The 19,957-nt window shown below is 65.9% G+C and carries 20 protein-coding genes and 1 pseudogene; 14 read left to right on the top strand and 7 right to left on the bottom strand.

What is annotated here, in order from left to right:
* Positions 1-14 precede the first annotated feature (14 nt).
* From PA01_14475 to PA01_14465, 3 genes are read left to right on the top strand one after another with little or no spacing between them, the layout of a single operon-like run.
* Positions 15-1,070, top strand: a complete 1,056-nt coding sequence (locus PA01_14475; GenBank protein KON79691.1) for a Ku protein — start codon at positions 15-17, stop codon at positions 1,068-1,070.
* On the top strand, positions 1,067-3,811 hold the full coding sequence (gene ligD / locus PA01_14470) for a DNA ligase D (protein ID KON79690.1): 2,745 nt from the start codon (positions 1,067-1,069) through the stop codon (positions 3,809-3,811). Before PA01_14475 ends, ligD begins: the two co-directional genes overlap by 4 nt.
* 23 nt (positions 3,812-3,834) lie before the next feature.
* On the top strand, positions 3,835-5,406 hold the full coding sequence (locus PA01_14465; protein ID KON79689.1) for a YdiU family protein: 1,572 nt from the start codon (positions 3,835-3,837) through the stop codon (positions 5,404-5,406).
* Between the two features lie 81 nt (positions 5,407-5,487).
* On the opposite strand, the gene smpB is transcribed toward PA01_14465, so the two are convergent.
* Entirely contained in the window at positions 5,488-5,934 is a 447-nt protein-coding gene (gene smpB / locus PA01_14460) for an SsrA-binding protein SmpB (GenBank protein KON79688.1), read from the bottom strand.
* A gap of 108 nt (positions 5,935-6,042) precedes the next feature.
* Here smpB and PA01_14455 point away from each other — a divergent pair, with 108 nt between their 5' ends.
* Complete coding sequence (locus PA01_14455) at positions 6,043-6,480, top strand: type II toxin-antitoxin system RatA family toxin (GenBank protein ID KON79687.1); 438 nt, start codon at positions 6,043-6,045, stop codon at positions 6,478-6,480.
* A gap of 2 nt (positions 6,481-6,482) precedes the next feature.
* A complete protein-coding gene (locus PA01_14450; GenBank protein ID KON79686.1) occupies positions 6,483-6,806 on the top strand; it encodes an RnfH family protein in 324 nt (107 codons plus the stop codon).
* An 18-nt stretch (positions 6,807-6,824) separates the two neighbouring features.
* Here PA01_14450 and PA01_14445 read toward each other — a convergent pair whose 3' ends face one another.
* Complete coding sequence (locus tag PA01_14445) at positions 6,825-7,319, bottom strand: DUF4124 domain-containing protein (GenBank protein KON79685.1); 495 nt, start codon at positions 7,317-7,319, stop codon at positions 6,825-6,827.
* Positions 7,320-7,400: 81 nt separating this feature from the next.
* Here PA01_14445 and guaB point away from each other — a divergent pair, with 81 nt between their 5' ends.
* The 4 genes from guaB to PA01_14425 all read left to right on the top strand — a co-directional run bounded on the left by guaB (position 7,401) and on the right by PA01_14425 (position 11,249).
* The gene (gene guaB, locus PA01_14440; protein KON79684.1) at positions 7,401-8,861 is read left to right on the top strand and encodes an IMP dehydrogenase; all 1,461 of its coding nucleotides are present in this window, start codon (positions 7,401-7,403) and stop codon (positions 8,859-8,861) included.
* Between the two features lie 57 nt (positions 8,862-8,918).
* On the top strand, positions 8,919-10,484 hold the full coding sequence (guaA, locus tag PA01_14435) for a glutamine-hydrolyzing GMP synthase (GenBank protein ID KON79683.1): 1,566 nt from the start codon (positions 8,919-8,921) through the stop codon (positions 10,482-10,484).
* 112 nt (positions 10,485-10,596) lie between these two features.
* Positions 10,597-10,833 carry a type II toxin-antitoxin system VapB family antitoxin gene (vapB, locus tag PA01_14430; protein ID KON79682.1) on the top strand — a complete coding sequence of 79 codons (237 nt, stop codon included), beginning with the start codon at positions 10,597-10,599 and terminating at the stop codon, positions 10,831-10,833.
* Positions 10,833-11,249 carry a type II toxin-antitoxin system VapC family toxin gene (locus PA01_14425; protein ID KON79681.1) on the top strand — a complete coding sequence of 139 codons (417 nt, stop codon included), beginning with the start codon at positions 10,833-10,835 and terminating at the stop codon, positions 11,247-11,249. Before vapB ends, PA01_14425 begins: the two co-directional genes overlap by 1 nt.
* A 287-nt stretch (positions 11,250-11,536) precedes the next feature.
* Here PA01_14425 and PA01_14420 read toward each other — a convergent pair whose 3' ends face one another.
* Positions 11,537-11,905, bottom strand: coding sequence for a DUF2399 domain-containing protein (locus PA01_14420; protein KAI5912334.1), 369 nt, complete (start codon positions 11,903-11,905; stop codon positions 11,537-11,539).
* Between the two features lie 74 nt (positions 11,906-11,979).
* Positions 11,980-12,039, bottom strand: a pseudogene (locus PA01_19050) (hypothetical protein).
* A gap of 254 nt (positions 12,040-12,293) precedes the next feature.
* Here PA01_19050 and istA point away from each other — a divergent pair.
* On the top strand, positions 12,294-13,820 hold the full coding sequence (istA, locus tag PA01_14415; GenBank protein KON79680.1) for an IS21 family transposase: 1,527 nt from the start codon (positions 12,294-12,296) through the stop codon (positions 13,818-13,820).
* Between the two features lie 41 nt (positions 13,821-13,861).
* Complete coding sequence (gene istB / locus PA01_14410) at positions 13,862-14,650, top strand: IS21-like element helper ATPase IstB (protein ID KON79679.1); 789 nt, start codon at positions 13,862-13,864, stop codon at positions 14,648-14,650.
* 75 nt (positions 14,651-14,725) lie between these two features.
* On the opposite strand, the gene PA01_14405 is transcribed toward istB, so the two are convergent.
* Both PA01_14405 and PA01_14400 read right to left on the bottom strand, forming a co-directional pair.
* Positions 14,726-15,562: a TIGR02677 family protein gene (locus tag PA01_14405; GenBank protein ID KAI5912333.1), complete on the bottom strand. Its 837-nt coding sequence runs from the start codon at positions 15,560-15,562 to the stop codon at positions 14,726-14,728.
* 142 nt (positions 15,563-15,704) lie between these two features.
* Positions 15,705-16,277 carry a YIP1 family protein gene (locus tag PA01_14400; GenBank protein KON79678.1) on the bottom strand — a complete coding sequence of 191 codons (573 nt, stop codon included), beginning with the start codon at positions 16,275-16,277 and terminating at the stop codon, positions 15,705-15,707.
* 324 nt (positions 16,278-16,601) lie between these two features.
* On the opposite strand from PA01_14400, the gene PA01_14395 reads away from it, so the two are divergent.
* From PA01_14395 to PA01_14385, 3 genes are all read left to right on the top strand, one after another.
* Entirely contained in the window at positions 16,602-17,765 is a 1,164-nt protein-coding gene (locus tag PA01_14395; GenBank protein ID KAI5912332.1) for a glycosyltransferase family 9 protein, read from the top strand.
* A 78-nt stretch (positions 17,766-17,843) separates the two neighbouring features.
* Entirely contained in the window at positions 17,844-18,746 is a 903-nt protein-coding gene (locus tag PA01_14390; GenBank protein KON79677.1) for a fructosamine kinase family protein, read from the top strand.
* A gap of 113 nt (positions 18,747-18,859) precedes the next feature.
* Complete coding sequence (locus PA01_14385; protein KON79676.1) at positions 18,860-19,495, top strand: LysE family transporter; 636 nt, start codon at positions 18,860-18,862, stop codon at positions 19,493-19,495.
* Between the two features lie 106 nt (positions 19,496-19,601).
* On the opposite strand, the gene PA01_14380 is transcribed toward PA01_14385, so the two are convergent.
* Positions 19,602-19,955: a DUF3147 family protein gene (locus PA01_14380; protein ID KON79675.1), complete on the bottom strand. Its 354-nt coding sequence runs from the start codon at positions 19,953-19,955 to the stop codon at positions 19,602-19,604.
* Positions 19,956-19,957: the final 2 nt, after the last annotated feature.

Raw genomic sequence — 19,957 nt, 5'->3', positions numbered from 1 at the left:
CGCAGGAGAGCACTATGCCCAGAGTCGTCTGGAAAGGCGCGATCGCCTTCGGCCTCGTCCACGTTCCCATCTCGCTGTACCCCGCGAGTACTGCGAACCGGCTCGATCTCGATCTGCTCGACCGCCGCGATTTCGCGCCGGTCGGCTACCAGCGCATCAACAAGCGCACCGGTGAGCCAGTGTCGCCATCGGACATCGTAAAGGGCTACCAGTACGAGGACGGTCAGTATGTCGTCGTCACCGACGAGGACTTCCGCGAGGCGAACGTCGAAGCGACGCAGACGGTCGAGATCATCGGCTTCGTGTCGCAGGACGACATCCCGCCTTACTACTTCGACACGCCGTACTACCTCGAACCCGGGCGCCGTGGCGAGAAAGGCTATGCGCTGCTGCGCGAAACCTTGCGACGCACTGCCCGCGTCGGGCTCGCGCTGGTCGTGATCCGCAGCCGCCAGTATCTGGCCGCGGTAATCCCGGTCGGCGCGGTGCTGCTGATGAACACGCTGCGCTTCGCCGACGAGATCCGCTCGATGGACGAACTGAAGCTGCCCGGCGAGGACCTGAAGAAGCTCGGCGTGTCCGCGCGGGAGCTCGAGATGGCCGAGCGCCTCGTCGACGGCATGGTCGAGGACTGGGCGCCCGAACAGTACCGCGACACTTATCGTGACGACCTGATGGCGCGTATCGAAGCGAAGATCGAGTCCGGGCGCACGCACGTCCTCGCCGAAGCGCCGGCGAAGGAGCCGGCCGAGGCCGGGGCCGAGGTCGTCGACCTGATGGCGTTGCTCAAGCGCAGCCTCGAAGGACGACCCGCCAAGCGCGGGGGCAACAAGGCCCGCAACGAAAAGGACGAGGAGGGGGCGGTCGCGGACGCGGATTCTGCGCCACCGTCGCGCACCGCACCACGCAAGTCGGAGGCGAGCGGGGCGTCGGCAGCGAAACCGGCCACTCGCGGACGGAGCACTGGCGCCCGGACGACTGCGTCCCGCGCTCCCGGGCGCGAGCCGGGCAAGGACGGCGCAGGTCGGCCGGCGGCTGCGGCAACTCAAGCGCGGCGTCGGCGCGCATGAAGCGAAGCGAGTCCGGCAAGGTCCGTGCGGGCGATCGGCTCGCGCGCTACCGCGCGATGCGCGACTTCGGCGCGACCCCGGAGCCGGGCGGCGAGACGCGTCCGCTCAGGGCAGGGGAGCGGCCGACCTTCACGGTCCAGCGCCACGCCGCGCGCCGCCTGCATTACGACTTCCGTCTCGAACTCGACGGGGTGTTGCGCAGCTGGGCGGTGCCGAAAGGGCCGAGCCTCGACCCGTCCGAACGCCGGCTCGCGGTCGAGACCGAGGACCATCCGCTCGACTACGGTGACTTCGAAGGCGTGATTCCAGCCAGACAGTACGGCGCGGGCGAAGTCGTGCTGTGGGATCGCGGGCACTGGTCGACCGACTCGCCCGACCCGGCTGCGGACCTCGCGCGCGGAAAGCTGAAGTTCCATCTCGACGGCGCGAAGCTGCACGGGGGCTGGACGCTCGTGAGGATGCGCGCGAGGGCGGGTGAAGCGGACAGCGAAAACCCTCACAACTGGCTGCTGATCAAGGAGGACGACGACGCGGCGCGTGTCGGCGACGAGGCGGAAATCACCGTGACCCGGCCCGGCAGCGTCAAGCGCGTGGGCGAACGCGTCGACCGGCGCGAAGCGGGGACGACGAAGTCCCCATCCGCCCCCAGTCGACGAACGCGCAAGGCCGCGGGGGCAGGGGTAGGCAGCGCGACTGAAGCAAAAACGGCGAAACCGGCAAAACGCGGTCGCGCCGCGTTGCCCGCTTTCGTTGCACCGCAGCTCGCCAGTCTCGTGGCCGAGCCGCCGCCCGGCGAAGGCTGGGTCTACGAGATCAAGTACGACGGCTATCGCCTGATGGCGCGTCTCGAGGCGGGTACTGTGACGCTCCATACGCGCACCGGCCAGGACTGGACGCACCGCATGCCGCAGCTCGTCACGGCGCTGGCGGCGCTGAAGCTCGACGGCAGCTGGCTCGACGGCGAGATCGTCGTCAATGGCGACAATGGCTTGCCCGATTTCCAGGCGCTGCAGAACGCGTTCGAACAGGGCGCATCGGCCCGGATCGTCTATTACCTGTTCGACGCACCGTGGTTGTCCGGGGACGCGCTCGCGCCCCTGCCGCTGGTCGAGCGCAAGCGCCAGCTTGCCGCTGCGCTCGCAGGCGGCGACGGTGGGCCGGTCGTGTACAGCGAGCATTTCGCCGGCGACGTCAGGGCTGCGCTCGAGCAGGCCTGCCACCTCGGCCTAGAAGGGCTGATCGGCAAGCGCGGCGACGCCCGCTACGTGTCGGGCCGCAGCCGCAACTGGATCAAGCTGAAATGCCGGCCGCGGCAGGAGTTCGTCATCGGCGGCTACACCGAGCCGAGCGGCGCCCGGGAGGGGTTCGGCGCGCTGCTCGTCGGGCTGTACGACGACGCCGGCGCGCTGAATTATTGCGGCAAAGTCGGCACGGGCTTCGATCGCGCGACGCTCGAACGGCTCGCCCGCCGGCTTGCCGCGCTCGAGCGCAAGGACGCGCCGTTCGCCCGCAAGCCGCGTGGCGCGGGCCAGCACTGGGTGCGTCCGACACTCGTCGCCGAAGTCGAATACGCCGGCTGGACGCGCGACAACCTGCTGCGTCAGGCGTCATTTGCCGGATTGCGCGAGGACAAGCCGGCCAACACGGTGCAGGATGAGGTCACGCTGAGTCCGGAGGGGGCAGCGGAAATCGAACAACCGCCGTCCCGGGCAAAGGCGCCGCGACGACCGAATAAAAAACCTTCCCCTGAGCACAGCGGCGCGGCGAAGTTGAAAGCGTCTTCGGCGCCGGGTGAAGTGCGCGTTGCGGGCATCGTCATCACCCACCCGGAGCGCATCGTCTGGCCCGATGCGGGCCTGACGAAGGCCGATCTCGCCCATTACTACGAGGACATCGCGCCGTGGCTCTTGCCGCACGTCGTCAGCCGCCCGCTCAGCCTGCTGCGCTGTCCCGACGGCAGCGAGGCGGAGTGTTTTTTCCAGCGGCACATGGGGCAGGAGCGGCCCGGCGGAGTCGAAAGCTTCATCTGGGAAGCGTCTTCGAAAGAGCGCCGCAGCTATCTGTACGTGACGGATCTCGACGGGGTGATCGGCATGGTCCAGCGCGGCGTCGTCGAATTCCATACCTGGGGCTCGACGATGCCGCGCGCGGACCGGCCGGACCGGATCACGATCGATCTCGACCCGGGGCCGGAGCTGGCGTGGCCACGGGTCGTCGAAGCGGCGCAGCTGGTGCGTGGGCTGCTCGGGGAGCTCGGGCTCGCGAGTTTCCTGAAAACGACTGGCGGCAAAGGCCTGCATGTTGTCGTGCCCTTGCGCCGCGGTGCCGAATGGGGCGACGTCAAGCGCTTCGCGAAAGCCGTCGCGACGCACCTTGCGCATATCCTGCCGGAGCGTTTCACCGCGAACATGGCCAAGAACCAGCGGCCGGGAAGGATTTTCGTCGATTACCTGCGCAACGACGCCGGCGCGTCCGCGATCTGCGCGTATGCCGCCCGCGCGCGTCCGGGCGCTCCGGTCTCGACTCCGCTCGCGTGGGACGAGCTCGGGCCCGACCTGAAACCGGCTGCGTTCACGATCCGCACGGTTGCGGAGCGGCTCGCACGGCTGCGCGAAGATCCGTGGCGCGATTACGCGAAGCAACGCTTCGTGCTGAACGCAAAAATGTGGGAGGCGCTCGGCGAGAGTCCACCGCAGCCGCGCAAGAGACCGAACCAAGCGGCGCAACGAGACTCTGACTGAAACCCCCGCGGAACCGCAAGGCTATGAAAAATCTCGTATTCGACAACCGATTCGTCCACGAACTGCCGGGCGATCCGAACCCGTCTCCGGACGTGCGCCAGGTCCACGGCGCCTGCTTCTCGCGCGTGATGCCGACGCCGGTCGGCGCACCGCACCTGATCGCATGGTCGCCCGAAGTCGCGGCGCTGCTCGGGTTCGACGAGGCGGACGTATGCTCGCCCGAATTCGCTGCGGTTTTTGCCGGCAATGCCCTGATGCCCGGAATGGAGCCGTATGCCGCCTGTTATGGCGGCCACCAGTTCGGCAACTGGGCGGGCCAGCTCGGCGACGGCCGCGCGATCACGCTCGGCGAAACGGTCACCACGCAGGGCGACGGCCGCAGCGAGCGCTGGGAGCTGCAGCTCAAGGGCGCCGGCCCGACGCCGTATTCGCGCCACGCCGACGGGCGTGCAGTGCTGCGCTCGTCGATCCGCGAATTTCTCTGCAGCGAAGCGATGCACCACCTGGGCGTGCCGACGACGCGCGCGCTGTGCCTCGTCGGCACCGGCGAAAAAGTCGTGCGCGACATGTTTTATGACGGCCGGCCGAAAGCCGAGCCGGGAGCGGTCGTGTGTCGCGTCGCGCCGTCCTTCATCCGCTTCGGCAATTTCGAGATCTTCACGTCGCGCGGCGACGAGGCGCTCTTGACGCGCCTCGTCGATTTCACGATCGCGCGCGACTTTCCCGAGCTCGACGGCGAGCCGGCGGCGCGTCGTGCCGAGTGGTTCCGCACGGTGTGCGAACGCACCGCGCGAATGATCGTCCAGTGGATGCGGGTCGGTTTCGTGCACGGCGTGATGAACACCGACAACATGTCGATTCTCGGCCTGACGATCGACTACGGTCCGTACGGCTGGATCGACAATTTCGATCCGAACTGGACACCGAACACGACCGATGCCGGCGGCAAGCGCTACCGCTTCGGCAACCAGCCGCATATCGCGCACTGGAACCTGCTCCAGCTCGCGAATGCGCTGTATCCCGTGTTCGGCGCCGCCGAACCGCTGCACGACGGACTGGACCTTTACGCGCGAGTCTTCGACGAAGAAAACCGATGCATGCTGGCCGCGAAGCTCGGCTTCGAGGCGTTCGGCGACGAGGACGCGGCGCTCGTCGAGACGCTGCACGGACTGCTGACGCGGGCCGAAGTCGACATGACGATCTTCTTCCGCCGCCTGGCGTCGCTCGACCTCGACGCGCCTTCGATCGAGCCGTTGCGCGAGGCGTTCTATTCGCCCGAGAACGCCGCCGCCGCCGAAGCTGAAATGAACGGGTGGCTCGCTGCATACGCGAAGCGGGCGAAGCAGGACCGGACGCCTGCCGACCGGCGCCGCGCCCGCATGAACGCCGCCAATCCGCGCTTCGTGCTGCGAAACTACCTTGCGCAGGAAGCCATCGATGCCGCCGAACAGGGGGACTATACGGGAATTTCCGATCTGCTCGATGTCATGCGTCATCCGTACGACGAGCAGCCGGGGCGCGAGCGCTTCGCCGCCCGGCGGCCGGACTGGGCGCGCAACCGCGCCGGCTGTTCGATGCTGTCGTGCAGCTCGTGAGGGTCGGGACCGGGTTCGCGGCCGGTGGCGGAGCGGCCGACGAACGCGCTCGGACGGTGGTGCGCGAAACGCGCGCGACGTTCAGGTCTTCACGCGCATCAGGCGCGCCTTGTCGCGCTCCCAGTCACGTTCCTTCTCGGATTCGCGCTTGTCGTATTGCTTCTTGCCTTTCGCCAGCCCGATCGTCGCCTTGATGCGACCTTTCGCGTAGTGCAGGTCGAGCGGCACGAGCGTGAAGCCGGCGCGCTCGACCTTGCCGATCAGCTTCGCGATCTCCTTCGCGTGCATCAGCAGCTTGCGGGTGCGCACCGGATCCGTCTTGACGTGAGTCGAGGCGCTTTGCAGCGCACTGATGTGCATGCCGAGGATGAACAGCTCCTCGCCGCGCAGGATCACGTACGCTTCCTTGATGTTCGCGCGCCCGGCCCGGATCGCCTTGACTTCCCACCCTTCCAGGACGAGCCCGGCCTCGTACTTCTCTTCGATGAAGTAGTCATGGAAGGCCTTGCGGTTGTCGATGATGCTCATGGGCTTGTCGTGGATCCTTGGCGTGTGCCTCAGGCCGGCGCCGGCCGCGCGGCTTGCGGTAGAATCGCGGATTTTAGCAGTTCGGCGCCGAGGCCGTCCCTATCCCCAATGGCTGACGTCAAGAAGCTGGTCCTGGTCGAGTTCACGCCTGCGCAGATGTTCGAGCTCGTCGACCGCTGCGAGGATTACCCGCAATTCCTGCCGTGGTGTGGCGGCACGGAGGTGCATGCGCGCACTGAAAAAGTCACTGTCGCGACGCTGCATATCAACTATCACGGGCTCAAGGCGCATTTCAGCACGCAGAACGAAAAGCTCGCGCCGGTGAAAATGCTGATCCGGCTCAGGGACGGTCCGTTCAAGCATCTCGATGGCAACTGGCATTTCACGCCGCTCGGCGAGAGCGCGTGCAAGATAGAGTTCAACCTGCACTACGAGTTCTCGAACCGGCTGCTGGAAAAGGCGCTCGGGCCGGTGTTCAACCACATCGCGAACACGTTCGTCGATTCGTTCGTGAAACGGGCGAACCAAGTCTATCCAAAGAGCTGAGCATGGCCGATCTGATCACTGTCGAAGTCACCTACGCCTTGTCGCAGGTGCAGGAATTACTGAAAGTGCGCGTGCCCGAAGGCGCGACCGTGCGCGATGCGATCGAAGCGTCGGGGATTCTTGCCAAGCATCCGGAAATCGACCTCGACGGGCCGAACAAGGTGGGGGTCTATGCCAAGCTGAGCCGGCTCGACACGCCGTTGCGCGACCGCGACCGCGTCGAAATCTACCGGCCGCTGATCGCCGACCCGAAGGCCGTGCGCAAGAAGCGCGCCGAGGAAGGCAAGGTCATGAAAAAAGGCGGCGGGCCGGCAGGCGAGGAGTAACGCCGCGGCCCTCGGGGGTTATCGGCAGGCGGATTCGACGAATTTTTGCGTCCGGGCGAGCTCGTCGGCGCGGCCGTCGTCGCCGAGCACTTCGCGTTCGCCGTCGCGATTGAAGCGCGCGAGGCGCTGGCCGGATTCCAGGGCGACGAGCTGGTTGCGCGCCTGCTCGCAATCGCGCTGTCGTTCGGCCGACTGCTGGCGTTCCTGCTCGGCCTTCGCCGCCGCTTCGGCCGCTTCGGCGCGGCGCTGGCGGAAAGCGAGATCCCGCTCCGCGAGCGTCTTCGGTCCTGCCGCGTCTGCGCTGCCGCCCGCTCCGGTCCCGGTTTCCGCGTCCTTGCCCGGCTGCTCGCTGGCAGCGGGCGGAACGGCCTCGCGGAGCGTCGTCGCGTTCTCGCCGGCCGGCGGCGTGTCGGAATAATGCACGCGGCCCTGGGCATCGCGCCACTGGTAGATCTCCGCTCCAGCAGGCAGCGAGACGAGCAGGCTGATGACAAAGAGGTTGATGCGGCGCATCGGTCGGACTCCGTGGAAGCGCCGCTTACAACGCGCAGGCGCGATCTGTATAATACGGATTTGGCCGAAAGGAAAGAAGCCATGCGAGTGATTCAGAAGGCGCTGACGTTCGACGACGTCCTTCTCGTGCCTGCCCACTCGACCGTTCTGCCGCGCGATGTCAGCCTCAAGGCGCAATTGACGCGGAATATCCGGATCAACATTCCCCTCGTTTCCGCCGCCATGGATACCGTGACCGAATCCCGCCTCGCGATCGCGCTGGCGCAGGAAGGCGGCATCGGCATCCTGCACAAGAATCTCGCGGTCAAGCAGCAGGCCGCGATGGTCGCGAAAGTGAAGCGCTTCGAATCCGGGGTGCTGAAGGACCCGATCACGATCCCCCCGACGATGACCGTGCGCGACGTGATGGCGCTGACTCGCCTGCACAAGTTCTCCGGCCTGCCGGTCGTCGAGAACAGGCGTGTCGTCGGCATCGTGACGAACCGCGACGTGCGTTTCGAGACCAATCTCGACCAGCCGGTGTCGGCGATCATGACGCCGTTCGAGCGTCTCGTCACCGTCAAGGAGGGCGACAGCCTCGAGGAAGCGCGCCGCCTGATGCACAAGCACCGCCTCGAACGCGTGCTGGTGCTCAACGACGCGGCCGAACTGCGCGGGCTCATCACCGTCAAGGACATGATGAAGTCGACCGAGCATCCGCTGGCAGCGAAAGACGACCTCGGCCGGCTGCGGGTCGGCGCGGCGCTGGGCGTCGGCGCGGGCACCGAGGAGCGCGCCGAAGCGCTCGTCGAAGCCGGCGTCGATGTCGTCGTCGTCGACACCGCGCACGGCCACTCGCAGGGCGTGCTCGATCGCGTCCGCTGGGTCAAGAAGAACTTCCCGCATGTCGAAGTGATCGGCGGCAACATCGCGACCGCCGCGGCAGCGAAAGCGCTCGTCGATTGCGGCGCCGACGCGGTCAAGGTCGGTATCGGGCCGGGCTCGATCTGCACGACCCGCATCGTCGCCGGCGTCGGCGTGCCGCAGGTCACCGCGATCGACAACGTTGCCACGGCGCTCGCCGGCACCGGTGTTCCGCTGATCGCGGACGGCGGCATCCGTTATTCGGGCGACATCTCGAAGGCGATCGCCGCCGGCGCCGACGTCGTGATGCTCGGCGGCCTCTTCGCCGGCACCGAAGAGGCGCCCGGCGAGACGGTGCTGTACCAGGGCCGTTCGTACAAGTCGTATCGCGGCATGGGGTCGCTCGGCGCGATGCAGCAGGGCGCAGCCGACCGCTATTTCCAGGAGTCCGATGGCAACGCCGACAAGCTCGTGCCCGAAGGCATCGAAGGTCGCGTGCCGTACAAGGGTGCGGTCACTGCGGTGATCCACCAGCTGATCGGCGGCCTGCGCGCATCGATGGGCTACCTCGGCTGCGACACCATCGTCGCGATGCACGAGCGCGCGCAATTCGTCGAGATCACCTCCGCCGGCGTTCGCGAATCGCATGTGCACGACGTGCAGATCACGAAGGAAGCGCCGAACTACCACGTCGATTGATTCGGCTCAGACGTTCACGGGGCGGCTGCGGCCGCCCTTCTCATTTCCGGTCCCGTCATGGCACACCAAAAAATCCTCATCCTCGATTTCGGTTCCCAGGTCACTCAGCTCATCGCGCGGCGCGTGCGCGAGCAGCAGGTGTATTGCGAGATCCATCCGTTCGATGTCTCCGACGACTTCGTCCGAGAGTTCGCGCCGGCCGGCGTGATCCTCTCGGGCGGCCCGAACTCGGTTTATGAAGCGGTCGGCTGGCACGCGCCGCAATCGGTTTTCGAGCTCGGCGTGCCGGTGCTCGGCATCTGCTACGGCATGCAGACGATGGCCCAGCAGCTCGGCGGCAGCGTCGAAAGCTCGGGCAAGCGCGAGTTCGGCTACGCCGAGATCCGTGCGCGGGGCCATTCCGAACTTTTCCGCGGCATCGAGGATCGCACGAACGACGAAGGCCATGGCCTGCTCGACGTGTGGATGAGCCACGGCGACAAGGTCACGACGCTGCCGCCGGGTTTCAAAGTTATCGCCAGCAACGAAGCGTGCCCCGTCGCCGGCATGGCCGACGAAGTGCGCAAGTTCTACGCGGTGCAGTTCCACCCCGAGGTCACGCACACGATCAAGGGCAAGGAGATGATCGCCCGCTTCGTGCACGAGATCTGCGGCTGCGGGCACGACTGGAACATGCCCGACTATGCCGAAGAAGCGATCGCGAAAGTGCGCGCGCAGGTCGGCCAGGAAGAGGTCATCCTCGGGCTGTCCGGCGGCGTCGACTCTTCCGTCGTCGCGGCGCTGCTGCATCGCGCGATCGGCGAACAGCTGACCTGCGTGTTCGTCGACAACGGCCTGCTGCGGCTCAACGAAGCCGAACAGGTGATGCGCACCTTCGCGCTCAACCTCGGTGTGAAAGTCATCCACGTCGATGCGACCGAGCAGTTCATGGGGCATCTGAAAGGCGTGTCCGATCCGGAGGCGAAGCGCAAGATCATCGGCCGCGAGTTCGTCGAAGTGTTCCAGGCCGAGGCGCAGAAGCTGCCGAATGCAAAGTGGCTCGCGCAGGGCACGATCTACCCGGACGTGATCGAATCGGCCGGCTCGAAGACCGGCAAGGCGCACACGATCAAGAGCCACCACAACGTCGGCGGCCTGCCCGAGACGCTGAACCTGAAGCTGCTCGAGCCGCTGCGCGAGCTCTTCAAGGACGAAGTGCGTGAGCTCGGCATCGCGCTCGGGCTGCCGCACGAGATGGTCTACCGCCACCCGTTCCCGGGGCCGGGCCTGGGCGTGCGCATCCTCGGCGAAGTCAAGCAGGAGTTCGCCGACCTGCTGCGTCGGGCCGACGCGATCTTCATCGACGAGCTGCGCGCCGCCGACTGGTACGACAAGACCAGCCAGGCGTTCGCCGTGTTCCTGCCGGTCAAGAGCGTCGGCGTCATGGGCGACGGCCGTACCTACGAATACGTCGTCGCGCTGCGCGCCGTGCAGACGCAGGACTTCATGACCGCGCACTGGGCGGAGCTGCCGCACAGTCTCCTCGGCAAGGTGTCGAACCGCATCATCAACGAAGTCCGTGGCATCAACCGGGTCGTGTACGACATCTCGGGCAAGCCGCCGGCGACGATCGAGTGGGAGTGATTCAGTACGAGACCAGCGATCTTACGTTCCACGCATGTACATCCATGTATTTACAAAAATGGCTTGCTTGTTCTAGTGTACATACATCGTACATCCGCTGCAGGAGCTCGCCATGCACACCACGCGTGCATTCAAAAACGGCAATTCACAAGCCGTGCGCATTCCATCGGACCTGGCTTTCGAACGCACCGACATCGAGCTGGAAATCGAACGCGTTGGCGACGAGTTACGCATTCGTCCCGCTCGTCGGTCTCTCGCGGGTGTAATGGCCAAGTTCGCGAGGTTCTCCCCGGACTTCATGGCTGAAGGTCGCGGCGATCAGGAGCAAGCCGAAAGGGATTCACTGTGATGGCGCGCTACATGCTCGACACCAACATGTGCATCTACCTGATGAAGAACCATCCGGAGGAGGTCGCTCGACGATTTGCTCAGTGCTATGTGGGTGATGTCGTGATGTCCGCTATCACCTTTGCCGAACTTCAACACGGCGTAGCGGTATCGGCGGATCCCGAATGCGAGCGCGCGAATCTTGACGACCTCATTCAGGATATTCCGGTCATGCCCTTCGATGCCGAAGCGGCAATCGCGTATGGTCCGATCCGACTGGCCTCGCGCGAGAGCAGGAAGGATCATCTGGACAAGTTGATTGCAGCCCATGCGGCGGCGCTCGGCGTTACGGTCGTCACCAACAACACGAAGGACTTCGCAAGGTACCCTGACGTCATGACAGAGAACTGGCTGACTACAATTGAGCCGGAGCATTGACTGCCGCCAGTAGAGGTTCAACGAAGGATGCTCCCTGTTCGCGGCGCGGTCAGGATGAGCGGCTGCGACTTGACGGTAAACGTGACGGTAAACTCGATGGATGGACTGGAAGAGCCGATGTTTTACGCGGGCTGCAGGTCGCAGGAAATAGTCGAGTGGGAGTGACCTGAAAGGATATTTCTTCATAAATCATCGTCATGTACTTGCTTTGAAATGATTTTTACACAATCCTCAACAAGCAAGTTTCGGACATGGTGGCGCGTTCAAGGGGTGACCGAGGGCGTGCATCAGCTACAGCAATGTCGCAGGTCGTCGAGCAGCACGTCGGCGAGCCCTTCCTCGTCGATCGCCAGCCGTTCGGAGAGCATCGTGCCGGCGAGGGTGTCGTCCCACAGCGCGCTGATGGCGGCGTCGTCGAGGGGGCGACCGGGGCGCGGTGCGCCGATGACGGCGGCGCGATAGTCGGCTGTCGAGAAACGCCACGGCCGGGCGTCGTGCTCACGGATCATCTGGTTGCCGATCCGCAGACCTGGCCAGTCGAAGTCGCCGTGGTAGTGCAGTGCTGCTCCGGCGGCCCGCAACTGCGTGAGCAGGACGCGCTGAGCCGCGGCCGGCATGCCGTCGGTGCATACCAGCGGGGCACAGCGCGGCCCCAACTGGTCGGCGGCGATCGCGAGGAGGTTCGGATTCTCGCATTGAGCGCCGCGACCGCAGCCAGCAGCTGCGGAATCGCTGCGCGTGCCTTCGAGCGCAGCACCTCGGCCTGCGGCGGTTCATGATGGGTACTCACGAACCAGCTGCGCAGGCCTGCCCAGCGTTTGTCACCGACCGGCACATAGGAGCCAGTTGATGATCGGCACAATGGAGCCAGCGCGTGATCGGCACATTGAGGCCAGGGCGTGATCGGCACATAGGCGCCAGCGCCGGATCGGCGTAATGGAGCCAGCAAAGTTCTGACGGACGTCTCGACCTTGAGCGGTCCATCGCTACCCTGCCGGGTTTTGGTTTGGCAGGAGGGAGCCGGTGGCCCGCAGGAGCATCGAGATGTACGAGTACCGCCAGGCCCTGATGCGCATGCGCCAGGGCGACTCCGAGCGCGAGATTGCGCGCGCGAAGCTGATGGGACGGGCCAAGGCCGCCCGTTTCCGCGAATTGGCCGCAGCCCGCGGCTGGCTCGATCCGGAGCAGCCGGTGCCAGAGGATGCCGAGATCGCCGCGGCGATCGGCCGTCCGCGGCTGCCGGTGACGGCGCAATCATCGATCGCGGCGTTCCGGCCGCTGGTCGAGCAGTGGCTCGCACAGGGGGTCTCCGGCGTGGTGATCCACGCCACCCTTAAACGTGAGCACGGCTTCACCGGGCACTATTCCAGCGTGCGCCGGCTTGTCGCCACGATCGAGCGCGAGCGCCCGCCCGAGGCGACGGTGCGGTTGTCGTTCGCGCCGGGCGAGGCAGCCCAGGTCGATTTCGGCGCCGGCCCGCAGCTCGTCGATCCCGCCTCCGGCGAACTGCGCCGCACATGGGCCTTCGTGATGACGCTGTGTTTCTCGCGGCACCAGTATGTCGAATTCGTGTGGGACCAGAGCGTGCGCACCTGGCTCGGTTGCCACCGACGTGGCTTCGAGTGGTTCGGCGCGGTGCCTGCGCGCCTCATCATCGACAACGCCAAGTGCGCCATCACCAAGGCGTGCGCGCACGACCCCCAAGTGCAACGTGCTTACGCCGAATGCGCCGAAGGCTACGGCTTTCGCATCGACGCCTGTCCGCCCCAGGAGCCGCAGAAGAAGGGCATCGTCGAGGCGGGCGTCAAATACGTCAAAGGCAACTTCCTGCCCACGCGCAGCTTCCGCGATCTGGCCGATCTGAACGCGCAGGCGCGTGACTGGGTGTTGAAGGAAGCCGGGCTGCGCATTCACGGCACGACACGCATCAAACCGCTGGACAGCTTCGCCGTCGAGCGCAGTGTGCTGCGGCCGTTGCCCGCAGTACCGCCGGATCTGGGCACTTGGCATCAGGTGTCGGTGCATCGCGACTGCCACGTCAGCTTCGAGCGCGTGCTGTACTCCGTGCCATTCACCTTGGTCGGCAAGAGTTTGTGGTTGCGCGCGACCGACAGCGTGGTCACGGTCTATCAGGACTTCAAACCCGTTGCCACGCATGCCCGCGCCCGTCGTCCCGGCGAGCGGCGCACCGTCATCGATCATCTGCCGCCCTCGGCGCAACGTTTCTTCGCGCACGACCGCAGTTGGTGTCTGCAACAGGCCGCGGAGATCGGAACCGCGTGCGCCCAGCTCATCGGGCGGCTCTTGAGCGACCGCATCAGTGAGCGGCTGCGTGCCGCGCAGGGCGTGCTGCAGCTGAAGAGCCGCTACGGCGCTGCGCGCCTGGAGGCGGCCTGCGAGCGTGCACTCGCCCACGACAGCCCGCATTACCGCACCGTCAAGACCATCCTCGCCGGCGGCCACGACTTGCAGCCGCTCACCCCCGTGAGTACCGAACCCTACGCCGGCCGCGCCCGTTTCGCCCGCGCGACCGCGGCGCTCTTCGCCGACGATCCGACGTCGTTTCACTGACCGGGTGCACCGCGCGCCCCCTTTACCCAAGGAGTCCCACCATGAATCCCGCCCCCGAACTGGCACCGCAACTCAAACAACTGCGCCTCTCCGGCATCCTCGATTCGCTCGACGCGCGCAATCGCCAGGCGATCGACGCGAAGCTCGCCTATACGGAATTTCTCGCGCTGCTGATCCAGGACGAGGTCGCGCGGCGCGAGCAGAAGAAGTTCGCCACGCGGCTGCGTCGCGCCGCGTTTCGCGCTACCAAGACGCTCGAAGGCTTCGAGTTCGACCGGCTGCCCTCGACCAACCGCGCGCTGGTGCATGATCTCGCGACCGGGCGCTACATCGATGAACGTGCCCCGGTGCTCATCGTCGGCCCCTGCGGCACCGGCAAGAGCCATCTCGCGCAGGCGCTCGGGCACTGCGCGGTGCGCCAGGGTCACGACGTCGTCTTCGCGTCCTGCTCGCAGTTGCTCGCGAGCCTCAACGCGGCGCGGGCTACCGGAGCCTATGAACGGAAGCTCCAGCAACTGGCGCGCGTGCCGGTCCTCATCATCGATGACTTCGGGCTGAAACCGCTGCGTTCGCCCGCCGACGAAGACCTGCATGACCTGATCGCCGAACGCTACGAGCAGACCGCCACCGTCGTCACCAGCAACCTCGACTTCACCGAGTGGGACCAGGCCTTCCCGGGTAACCGCCTACTTGCTTCCGCCACCGTCGATCGCCTGCGTCACAACGCCTACTGCCTGACGCTCGACGGAGCCTCTTACCGCACCCCGCGGCAGGGTCCGAACAAGGCCAAAACAGCCCTTGTCGGAACCCCAAAAAACAGCCAATCTTGAACCCCCGCAGACGTTCGTCAGAGCCCCTTCCAGCTGGCTCCTATATGCCGATCATCGGTGGCTCTATTGTGCCGGTCAGTGACAGCGTTCGCGCCAGGCCTGCTGGCGCTCTCCGAGCGCGTCGGCCTGCGCTTGTCCGTCGCCCGGCGCGGCGTCGCGCGCTTCGCGCTGCGCGGCCGCCCACAGCAGCGGATCAATGCGCGGATGCAGCGAGGCGATGTGTTGGGCGATCGCGCCGGAGCGTCCGACGAGGTCACCGATGAAGCGTTCGAGGTAATCGATCAGCCGTTGCTTGTAGGCCAGCACTGCGGTGGCATCGGCCTGTTGCAGCTCGATGCTGCGCGCCATGCCGGCCATGAAGGCCTGGGCGTTGTCGGCCAGGTCCTCGAACACGCGCACCAGATCGCGCAAGGTTTCGTGCAGCTTGGCCGCATCGGGCGTGGGTGCATCGGCCAGCGCGAGCAGGGTCTTGAGCCGGCTGGCGATGTCTTCGAGCGCGACCGTCTGCAACTCGGCCCGCCGCCCGAGCGCTTCGGCGAATGCAGCAAGAGCGGTCTCGACGGCTTCGCCGCCATGAAACAGCCGGTAGAGGAACCGGGCGCGGTAGAAGTCGCTGATGCTGGCAACGCGCGCGGTATCGGGCTGCGCCTCGAGGTTGCCCCACTCGGCGAGCTGGGCGAGCGCGGCCTGGACCTCTTCGAGCTTCGGTACGCCATCTGTCCAGCGGGCTTCGGTCAGCACCTCGTCAGGTCGCATGTGGAGCCTGAACTGGCGCTTTGCCGCCGCGAAGCTCGCCATGATGCTGCGGTAGATGCCGGCCTTGTCCGCGCTGACGTGTCGGAACAGGTCGGCCGATGTGTCCGTAAATGGCGTGGGTTGGATTCTGGGGGTTTCTTCGTCCGATGTTGGCAACAATGCGAGCGGTTGTCGAGCATATGCGTTTGGGCTACCGGACCAACACCTGGAAGCAACTTGCGACAGTCCCAAGATGGGACGGGGTTCGCCGCTTGCCCGGACGCGAAGCGCCGGCCCGCGCCGATCCGGGCGGATTCCGCTACGACAGCAGCAGCGGCGCGGCTGCGATCAGCAGCAGCGCGCCCCACGCGAGCACGCCGAGGCTGATGACCTGGACCGCGACGTCGCTCGCATTCACTTCCTCCTCGACGCCGAGCAGCCGTTCGACGCCGTGGTGGACCAGCACCCCCGACGTGAGAAGCGCTGCGAACCCGATCAGCACGACGACCCAGATTTCACCGGCGAGCAGCGCGAGCGATGAAAGCCACAGCGGCACCGGGGCGATCCCCGCGACCGCGTATGCGCCGCCGAGATCGCCACTTGCCCCTTTGGCGATGCAGCCTCTGCGGATCACTCCGGCCATCAGCGGCACGCTGATCTGCTCCGCGATGAAGAACAGCAGCGCGCCCAGCATCCACGCGCCGAACGGTGCGCCCGGAAAGACCTGAGCGCCGACGCCCGACGCCGCCTGCAAAATCATCGCGGGCGGAAGGATCGACAACGGCAGCACGAGCATCAGGAACAGCTTGCTCGGGCTCGGGTGCCTGCGCTGCACATCGTCCCAGCCGCGATGAGTCGAAAAGAGCATCATCGGATACTGCATCAGGTTCATGGTTCTCCACTCCTTACGCCGTTCCGACCGCGCGTAGCTCGCTCAGCGATGCACATTCCAGCCCGTGCAATCGGAATACTACTCGGCGCTTCCGGAATCGCAAGGAACTCGCGCCAGAAGTGGCCAGGCAAGCGTGGAAGCGAATTTTTCCAGTGTTGCGGAACATGCGGCCCGGCGTTTGCTCGGGCGGCGCCAGAGGTCTGCAGATCGTTCTCCGGCCCGGGCCGACTGCGGGCCGGGCGTTTGCCGGACACGATGCGTGTTGCGCCATCGTGATGCCGGCAGGAGAAGAATCGACAACGCATTGGAAAAAGGGATGACTCCATGACGAACTTCGGCAAGGTGCACAAGATCGCCGTGCTTCGTGCCAATGGCATCGGCGACTACATCTTCTGTCTTCCGGCTCTCGAGGCGCTTCGTGCGACTTTTCCCGACGCCGAGATCGTGCTGCTGGGAAAGGCGTGGCACCGCGCCTATCTGACCGGGCGACCGGGGGCGATCGACCGGGTCGTCGAGTTGCCCACGGCCCGGGGAGTCGGTGCCGCGGAAGACGCCCGGGAAGATGTGGCGGCGCTCGATTCGTTCTTCGACGCGATGCGCGCAGAACGCTTCGACCTGGCATTCCAGTTGCACGGTGGGGGCCGCTGGTCCAACCCCTTCGTCAAGCGGCTCGGGGCGCGCCACACTTTCGGCCTGTGCGCCGCCGATGCCGAGCCCGTCGAATTTTCAGTCCCGTATCTCTATTACCAGCCCGAGGTCTTCCGCTATCTCGAGGTCGTCGCGCTGGCCGGTGCGCATGCTGCCGGTTGGGAGCCGCGGATGAGCGTCACCGACGAAGATCTCGCCGCCGCTCGTGCCGTCCTGCCCGCAGGCAAGACTGTTGCCGTGCTTCACCTCGGCGCTTCCGATCCGCGGCGCCGCTGGCCCGCCGCCCGCTTCGCCAGGGTCGGCGACGCGCTGGGAGATGCGGGTGCGCTGATCGTTGTGAACGCCACGGGCGACGAGCGGCCGCAACTGGACGAGTTGGCCGAAAACATGCGCCACCCCTTCATCGACCTGGGCCCCGACTCCACGCTCTCCCTCCTCACCGGGGTTCTCGCCCAGGCTGCGCTCATCGTTGCGAACGACTCCGGCCCCCTGCATCTTGCCCGTGCCATCGGGACTGCGTCGGTCGGCATCTACTGGTGCGGCAATCTCATTAACGCCGGTCCCACCAGCCGCACCCGACACCGCCCCTTGCTCTCCTGGCGCCTGGCATGCCCGGAGTGCGGCGTCAACACGATCGAACAGCGCTGCGAACATACAGCCTCGTTCGTCGCGGACATCCCGCCCGAAGAGGCGATCGGGCAGGCGCTCGATCTGCTGAGCGCCGCTGTGAAGCAGCCGGCCGCGGCCAGCCTGCCTCGCTTCCCGACGCAACAACCACAACAACCGCTCCATCCCGCGATCCCTGTCTTGCCTGTTCCGTCGTTACGAGCCGATTATTAGGTTGGCCGGTTCACCTTCGGCATCCGTTGGGCCGGCCGATTTCAGCGCGCCTTGCGTCCACAAACGGGGAGTCCTGCAGTGGAAGACCCTCAAAACCTGAGTGCCGAACTTCAGCATGCCCTCGCTGCTGCCACCGGCATCAACTTTTCCGGCGCCGAAGTCCGTTCAACAAGCAGTGGCTCGATCAGTCGTGCGTTCGAGGTCTGCGCCGGCGGGCAACGTCATTTTCTCAAGCTGAACGATGCCGCCGCGCTGCCGATGTTCGAGGCGGAAGTCGACGGTCTGGCCGCACTGACTGCGTGCGACGCTTTTCGGGTCCCGCGCGTGCTGGCGTGGGGCGCGACCGCCGACGAAGCTTTCCTGCTCCTCGAATGGCTGCAGCTGCGCCCGCTCGCGAGCGCGGAAGACGGCCAGCGCTTCGGCGAAGCCTTGGCGAAGTTGCACCGCGATACCGGCGAGCGCTTCGGCTGGGCACGCGACAACTTCATCGGCACCAATCCCCAGGTCAATGTCGAACACGACGGATGGGCGCGATTCTTCGTGCGCTGCCGGCTGACCTCGCAGCTGCAGCTGGCGCGCTCCAGAGGCCACTCGGGGGCCCTCGGGCGCGAAGCCGACCAGCTGCTCGAGCGGGTGCCCGCGTTGTTCCTCGATTACCGCCCGCGGCCGAGCCTGCTGCACGGCGACCTGTGGAGCGGCAATGCCGCAATCGATGCCGACGGCAGGCCGGTGATTTTCGATCCCGCCGTTTATCGTGGTGACCGCGAGGCGGATCTCGCGATGAGTGAGCTTTTCGGCGGCTTTCCGACGGCCTTTTACGCGGCGTACCGCACTGCGTGGCCGCTGAACGAAGGCTACGAGCAAAGAAAGACGCTCTACAACCTGTATCACGTCCTGAACCACCTCAACCTCTTCGGCCGCTCCTATCTCCCCCAGGCCGAACGCATGATCCGTGCGCTGGTGTTCGAATTGCGCCGCTGACGTCACCGCTGCGGCTGCCGGTCCACGTTTCGCTTTGGCCCCCGCCGAGAGTCGCCGGCTGCGGCCGCCGCACGGACTCCTGCGGTATCCTCCGCGCGACACGGAGAAAACTGATGAATGAAATCCTCTCACTTGCCGGAATCGTCGGCGTCCTGATCATCGGCACCGTAAGTCCCGGGCCGAGCTTCGTCATGGTCGCGCGGACGGCCGTCTCTTCCGGTCGGGGCAATGGGCTGGCCGCTGCGGTGGGCATGGGTATCGGCGGCGTCCTTTTCACGGTCGCGGCGCTGGTCGGGCTGCAGGCTTTGCTGCTCTCCGTGCCGGCTCTGTACCTTGCCTTCAAACTTGCCGGCGGAATCTATCTGGCTTACCTCGGCGTCATGATCTGGCGCGCGTCGCGACAGACGCTGCCGGTGCAGGCCGTGGCACCGCGGGCGAGCAGTGACAGCGTGACCCGATCGCTCCTTTTCGGCCTCGGTACCCAGCTCAGCAACCCGAAAGCGGCGATCGTGTACGCGAGCATCTTTGCGGCTTTCCTGCCGAACGGGGCCGGGCTCGCCGTGGGTAGCGTGATCGCAGGACTGGTGTTCATCATCGAGACCGCCTGGTACGCCTTGGTTGCGGTGACCCTTTCGGCCGAAAAACCCCGCCGCACGTACCTGCGCTTCAAGTCGTCGATCGATCGGGTGGCGGGTGCAGTAATGGTGGCGCTGGGCCTGAAGCTTGCGTCCTCGGCACCCTCCATCTGAGGCAGGCCAGTCCATTCTGCCCTTGTTTCGTCGATTTTCTTGCGGGTCCGTGGGCTAAGTTCGCCGCCCGGAAGACAGGTGGGGGCAACAAAGGGTTCAAGCCCGTTTACGGCAGCAATTGAATGCCGAATGGCCGGAGCACGACCGCGAACAAGCCAAAGCACAGCACCGTGATGCCGATGCTGGCCAGCATGGTCAGCCAGAACCCGAGGCGCGGCAACAGCAACGGGAACGCGAGGAACATCGGCAACGTGGGCAGCACGTACCAGAACGTGTACCACGCATGGTTGGAAATCTTGGCTTGAGGTTGCTTCTCGACGTAAAGCCAGATGAGCGCAAGGAAGGTGACCAGGGGAAGGGCGGCGATGAATCCGCCGAGCTTGTCACTGCGCTTCGCCGCCTCCGAAACAATGACGACGACGGTTGCGGTGAGCAGGTACTTGGTGATGAGCCAGGCCATGG

It is taken from the genome of Azoarcus sp. PA01 (genome assembly GCA_001274695.2).
GTDB lineage: Bacteria > Pseudomonadota > Gammaproteobacteria > Burkholderiales > Rhodocyclaceae > Aromatoleum.
Note: the sequence above shows the minus strand (reverse complement) of the source record. Positions and strands in the feature narration are given on the sequence as shown.

Excerpts from the sequence above, each read along its gene's own strand:
- guaA (KON79683.1), top strand. The coding sequence starts at position 8,919 with ATGGCACACCAAAAAATCCTCATCCTCGATTTCGGTTCCCAGGTCACT.
- PA01_14395 (KAI5912332.1), top strand. The coding sequence starts at position 16,602 with ATGACGAACTTCGGCAAGGTGCACAAGATCGCCGTGCTTCGTGCCAAT.
- PA01_14400 (KON79678.1), bottom strand. The coding sequence starts at position 16,277 with ATGAACCTGATGCAGTATCCGATGATGCTCTTTTCGACTCATCGCGGC.
- PA01_14475 (KON79691.1), top strand. The coding sequence starts at position 15 with ATGCCCAGAGTCGTCTGGAAAGGCGCGATCGCCTTCGGCCTCGTCCAC.
- vapB (KON79682.1), top strand. The coding sequence starts at position 10,597 with ATGCACACCACGCGTGCATTCAAAAACGGCAATTCACAAGCCGTGCGC.
- istB (KON79679.1), top strand. The coding sequence starts at position 13,862 with ATGAATCCCGCCCCCGAACTGGCACCGCAACTCAAACAACTGCGCCTC.
- guaB (KON79684.1), top strand. The coding sequence starts at position 7,401 with ATGCGAGTGATTCAGAAGGCGCTGACGTTCGACGACGTCCTTCTCGTG.
- PA01_14465 (KON79689.1), top strand. The coding sequence starts at position 3,835 with ATGAAAAATCTCGTATTCGACAACCGATTCGTCCACGAACTGCCGGGC.
- istA (KON79680.1), top strand. The coding sequence starts at position 12,294 with ATGTACGAGTACCGCCAGGCCCTGATGCGCATGCGCCAGGGCGACTCC.
- PA01_14450 (KON79686.1), top strand. The coding sequence starts at position 6,483 with ATGGCCGATCTGATCACTGTCGAAGTCACCTACGCCTTGTCGCAGGTG.
- smpB (KON79688.1), bottom strand. The coding sequence starts at position 5,934 with ATGAGCATCATCGACAACCGCAAGGCCTTCCATGACTACTTCATCGAA.
- PA01_14380 (KON79675.1), bottom strand. The coding sequence starts at position 19,955 with ATGGCCTGGCTCATCACCAAGTACCTGCTCACCGCAACCGTCGTCGTC.
- PA01_14445 (KON79685.1), bottom strand. The coding sequence starts at position 7,319 with ATGCGCCGCATCAACCTCTTTGTCATCAGCCTGCTCGTCTCGCTGCCT.
- PA01_14455 (KON79687.1), top strand. The coding sequence starts at position 6,043 with ATGGCTGACGTCAAGAAGCTGGTCCTGGTCGAGTTCACGCCTGCGCAG.
- PA01_14385 (KON79676.1), top strand. The coding sequence starts at position 18,860 with ATGAATGAAATCCTCTCACTTGCCGGAATCGTCGGCGTCCTGATCATC.
- ligD (KON79690.1), top strand. The coding sequence starts at position 1,067 with ATGAAGCGAAGCGAGTCCGGCAAGGTCCGTGCGGGCGATCGGCTCGCG.
- PA01_14425 (KON79681.1), top strand. The coding sequence starts at position 10,833 with ATGGCGCGCTACATGCTCGACACCAACATGTGCATCTACCTGATGAAG.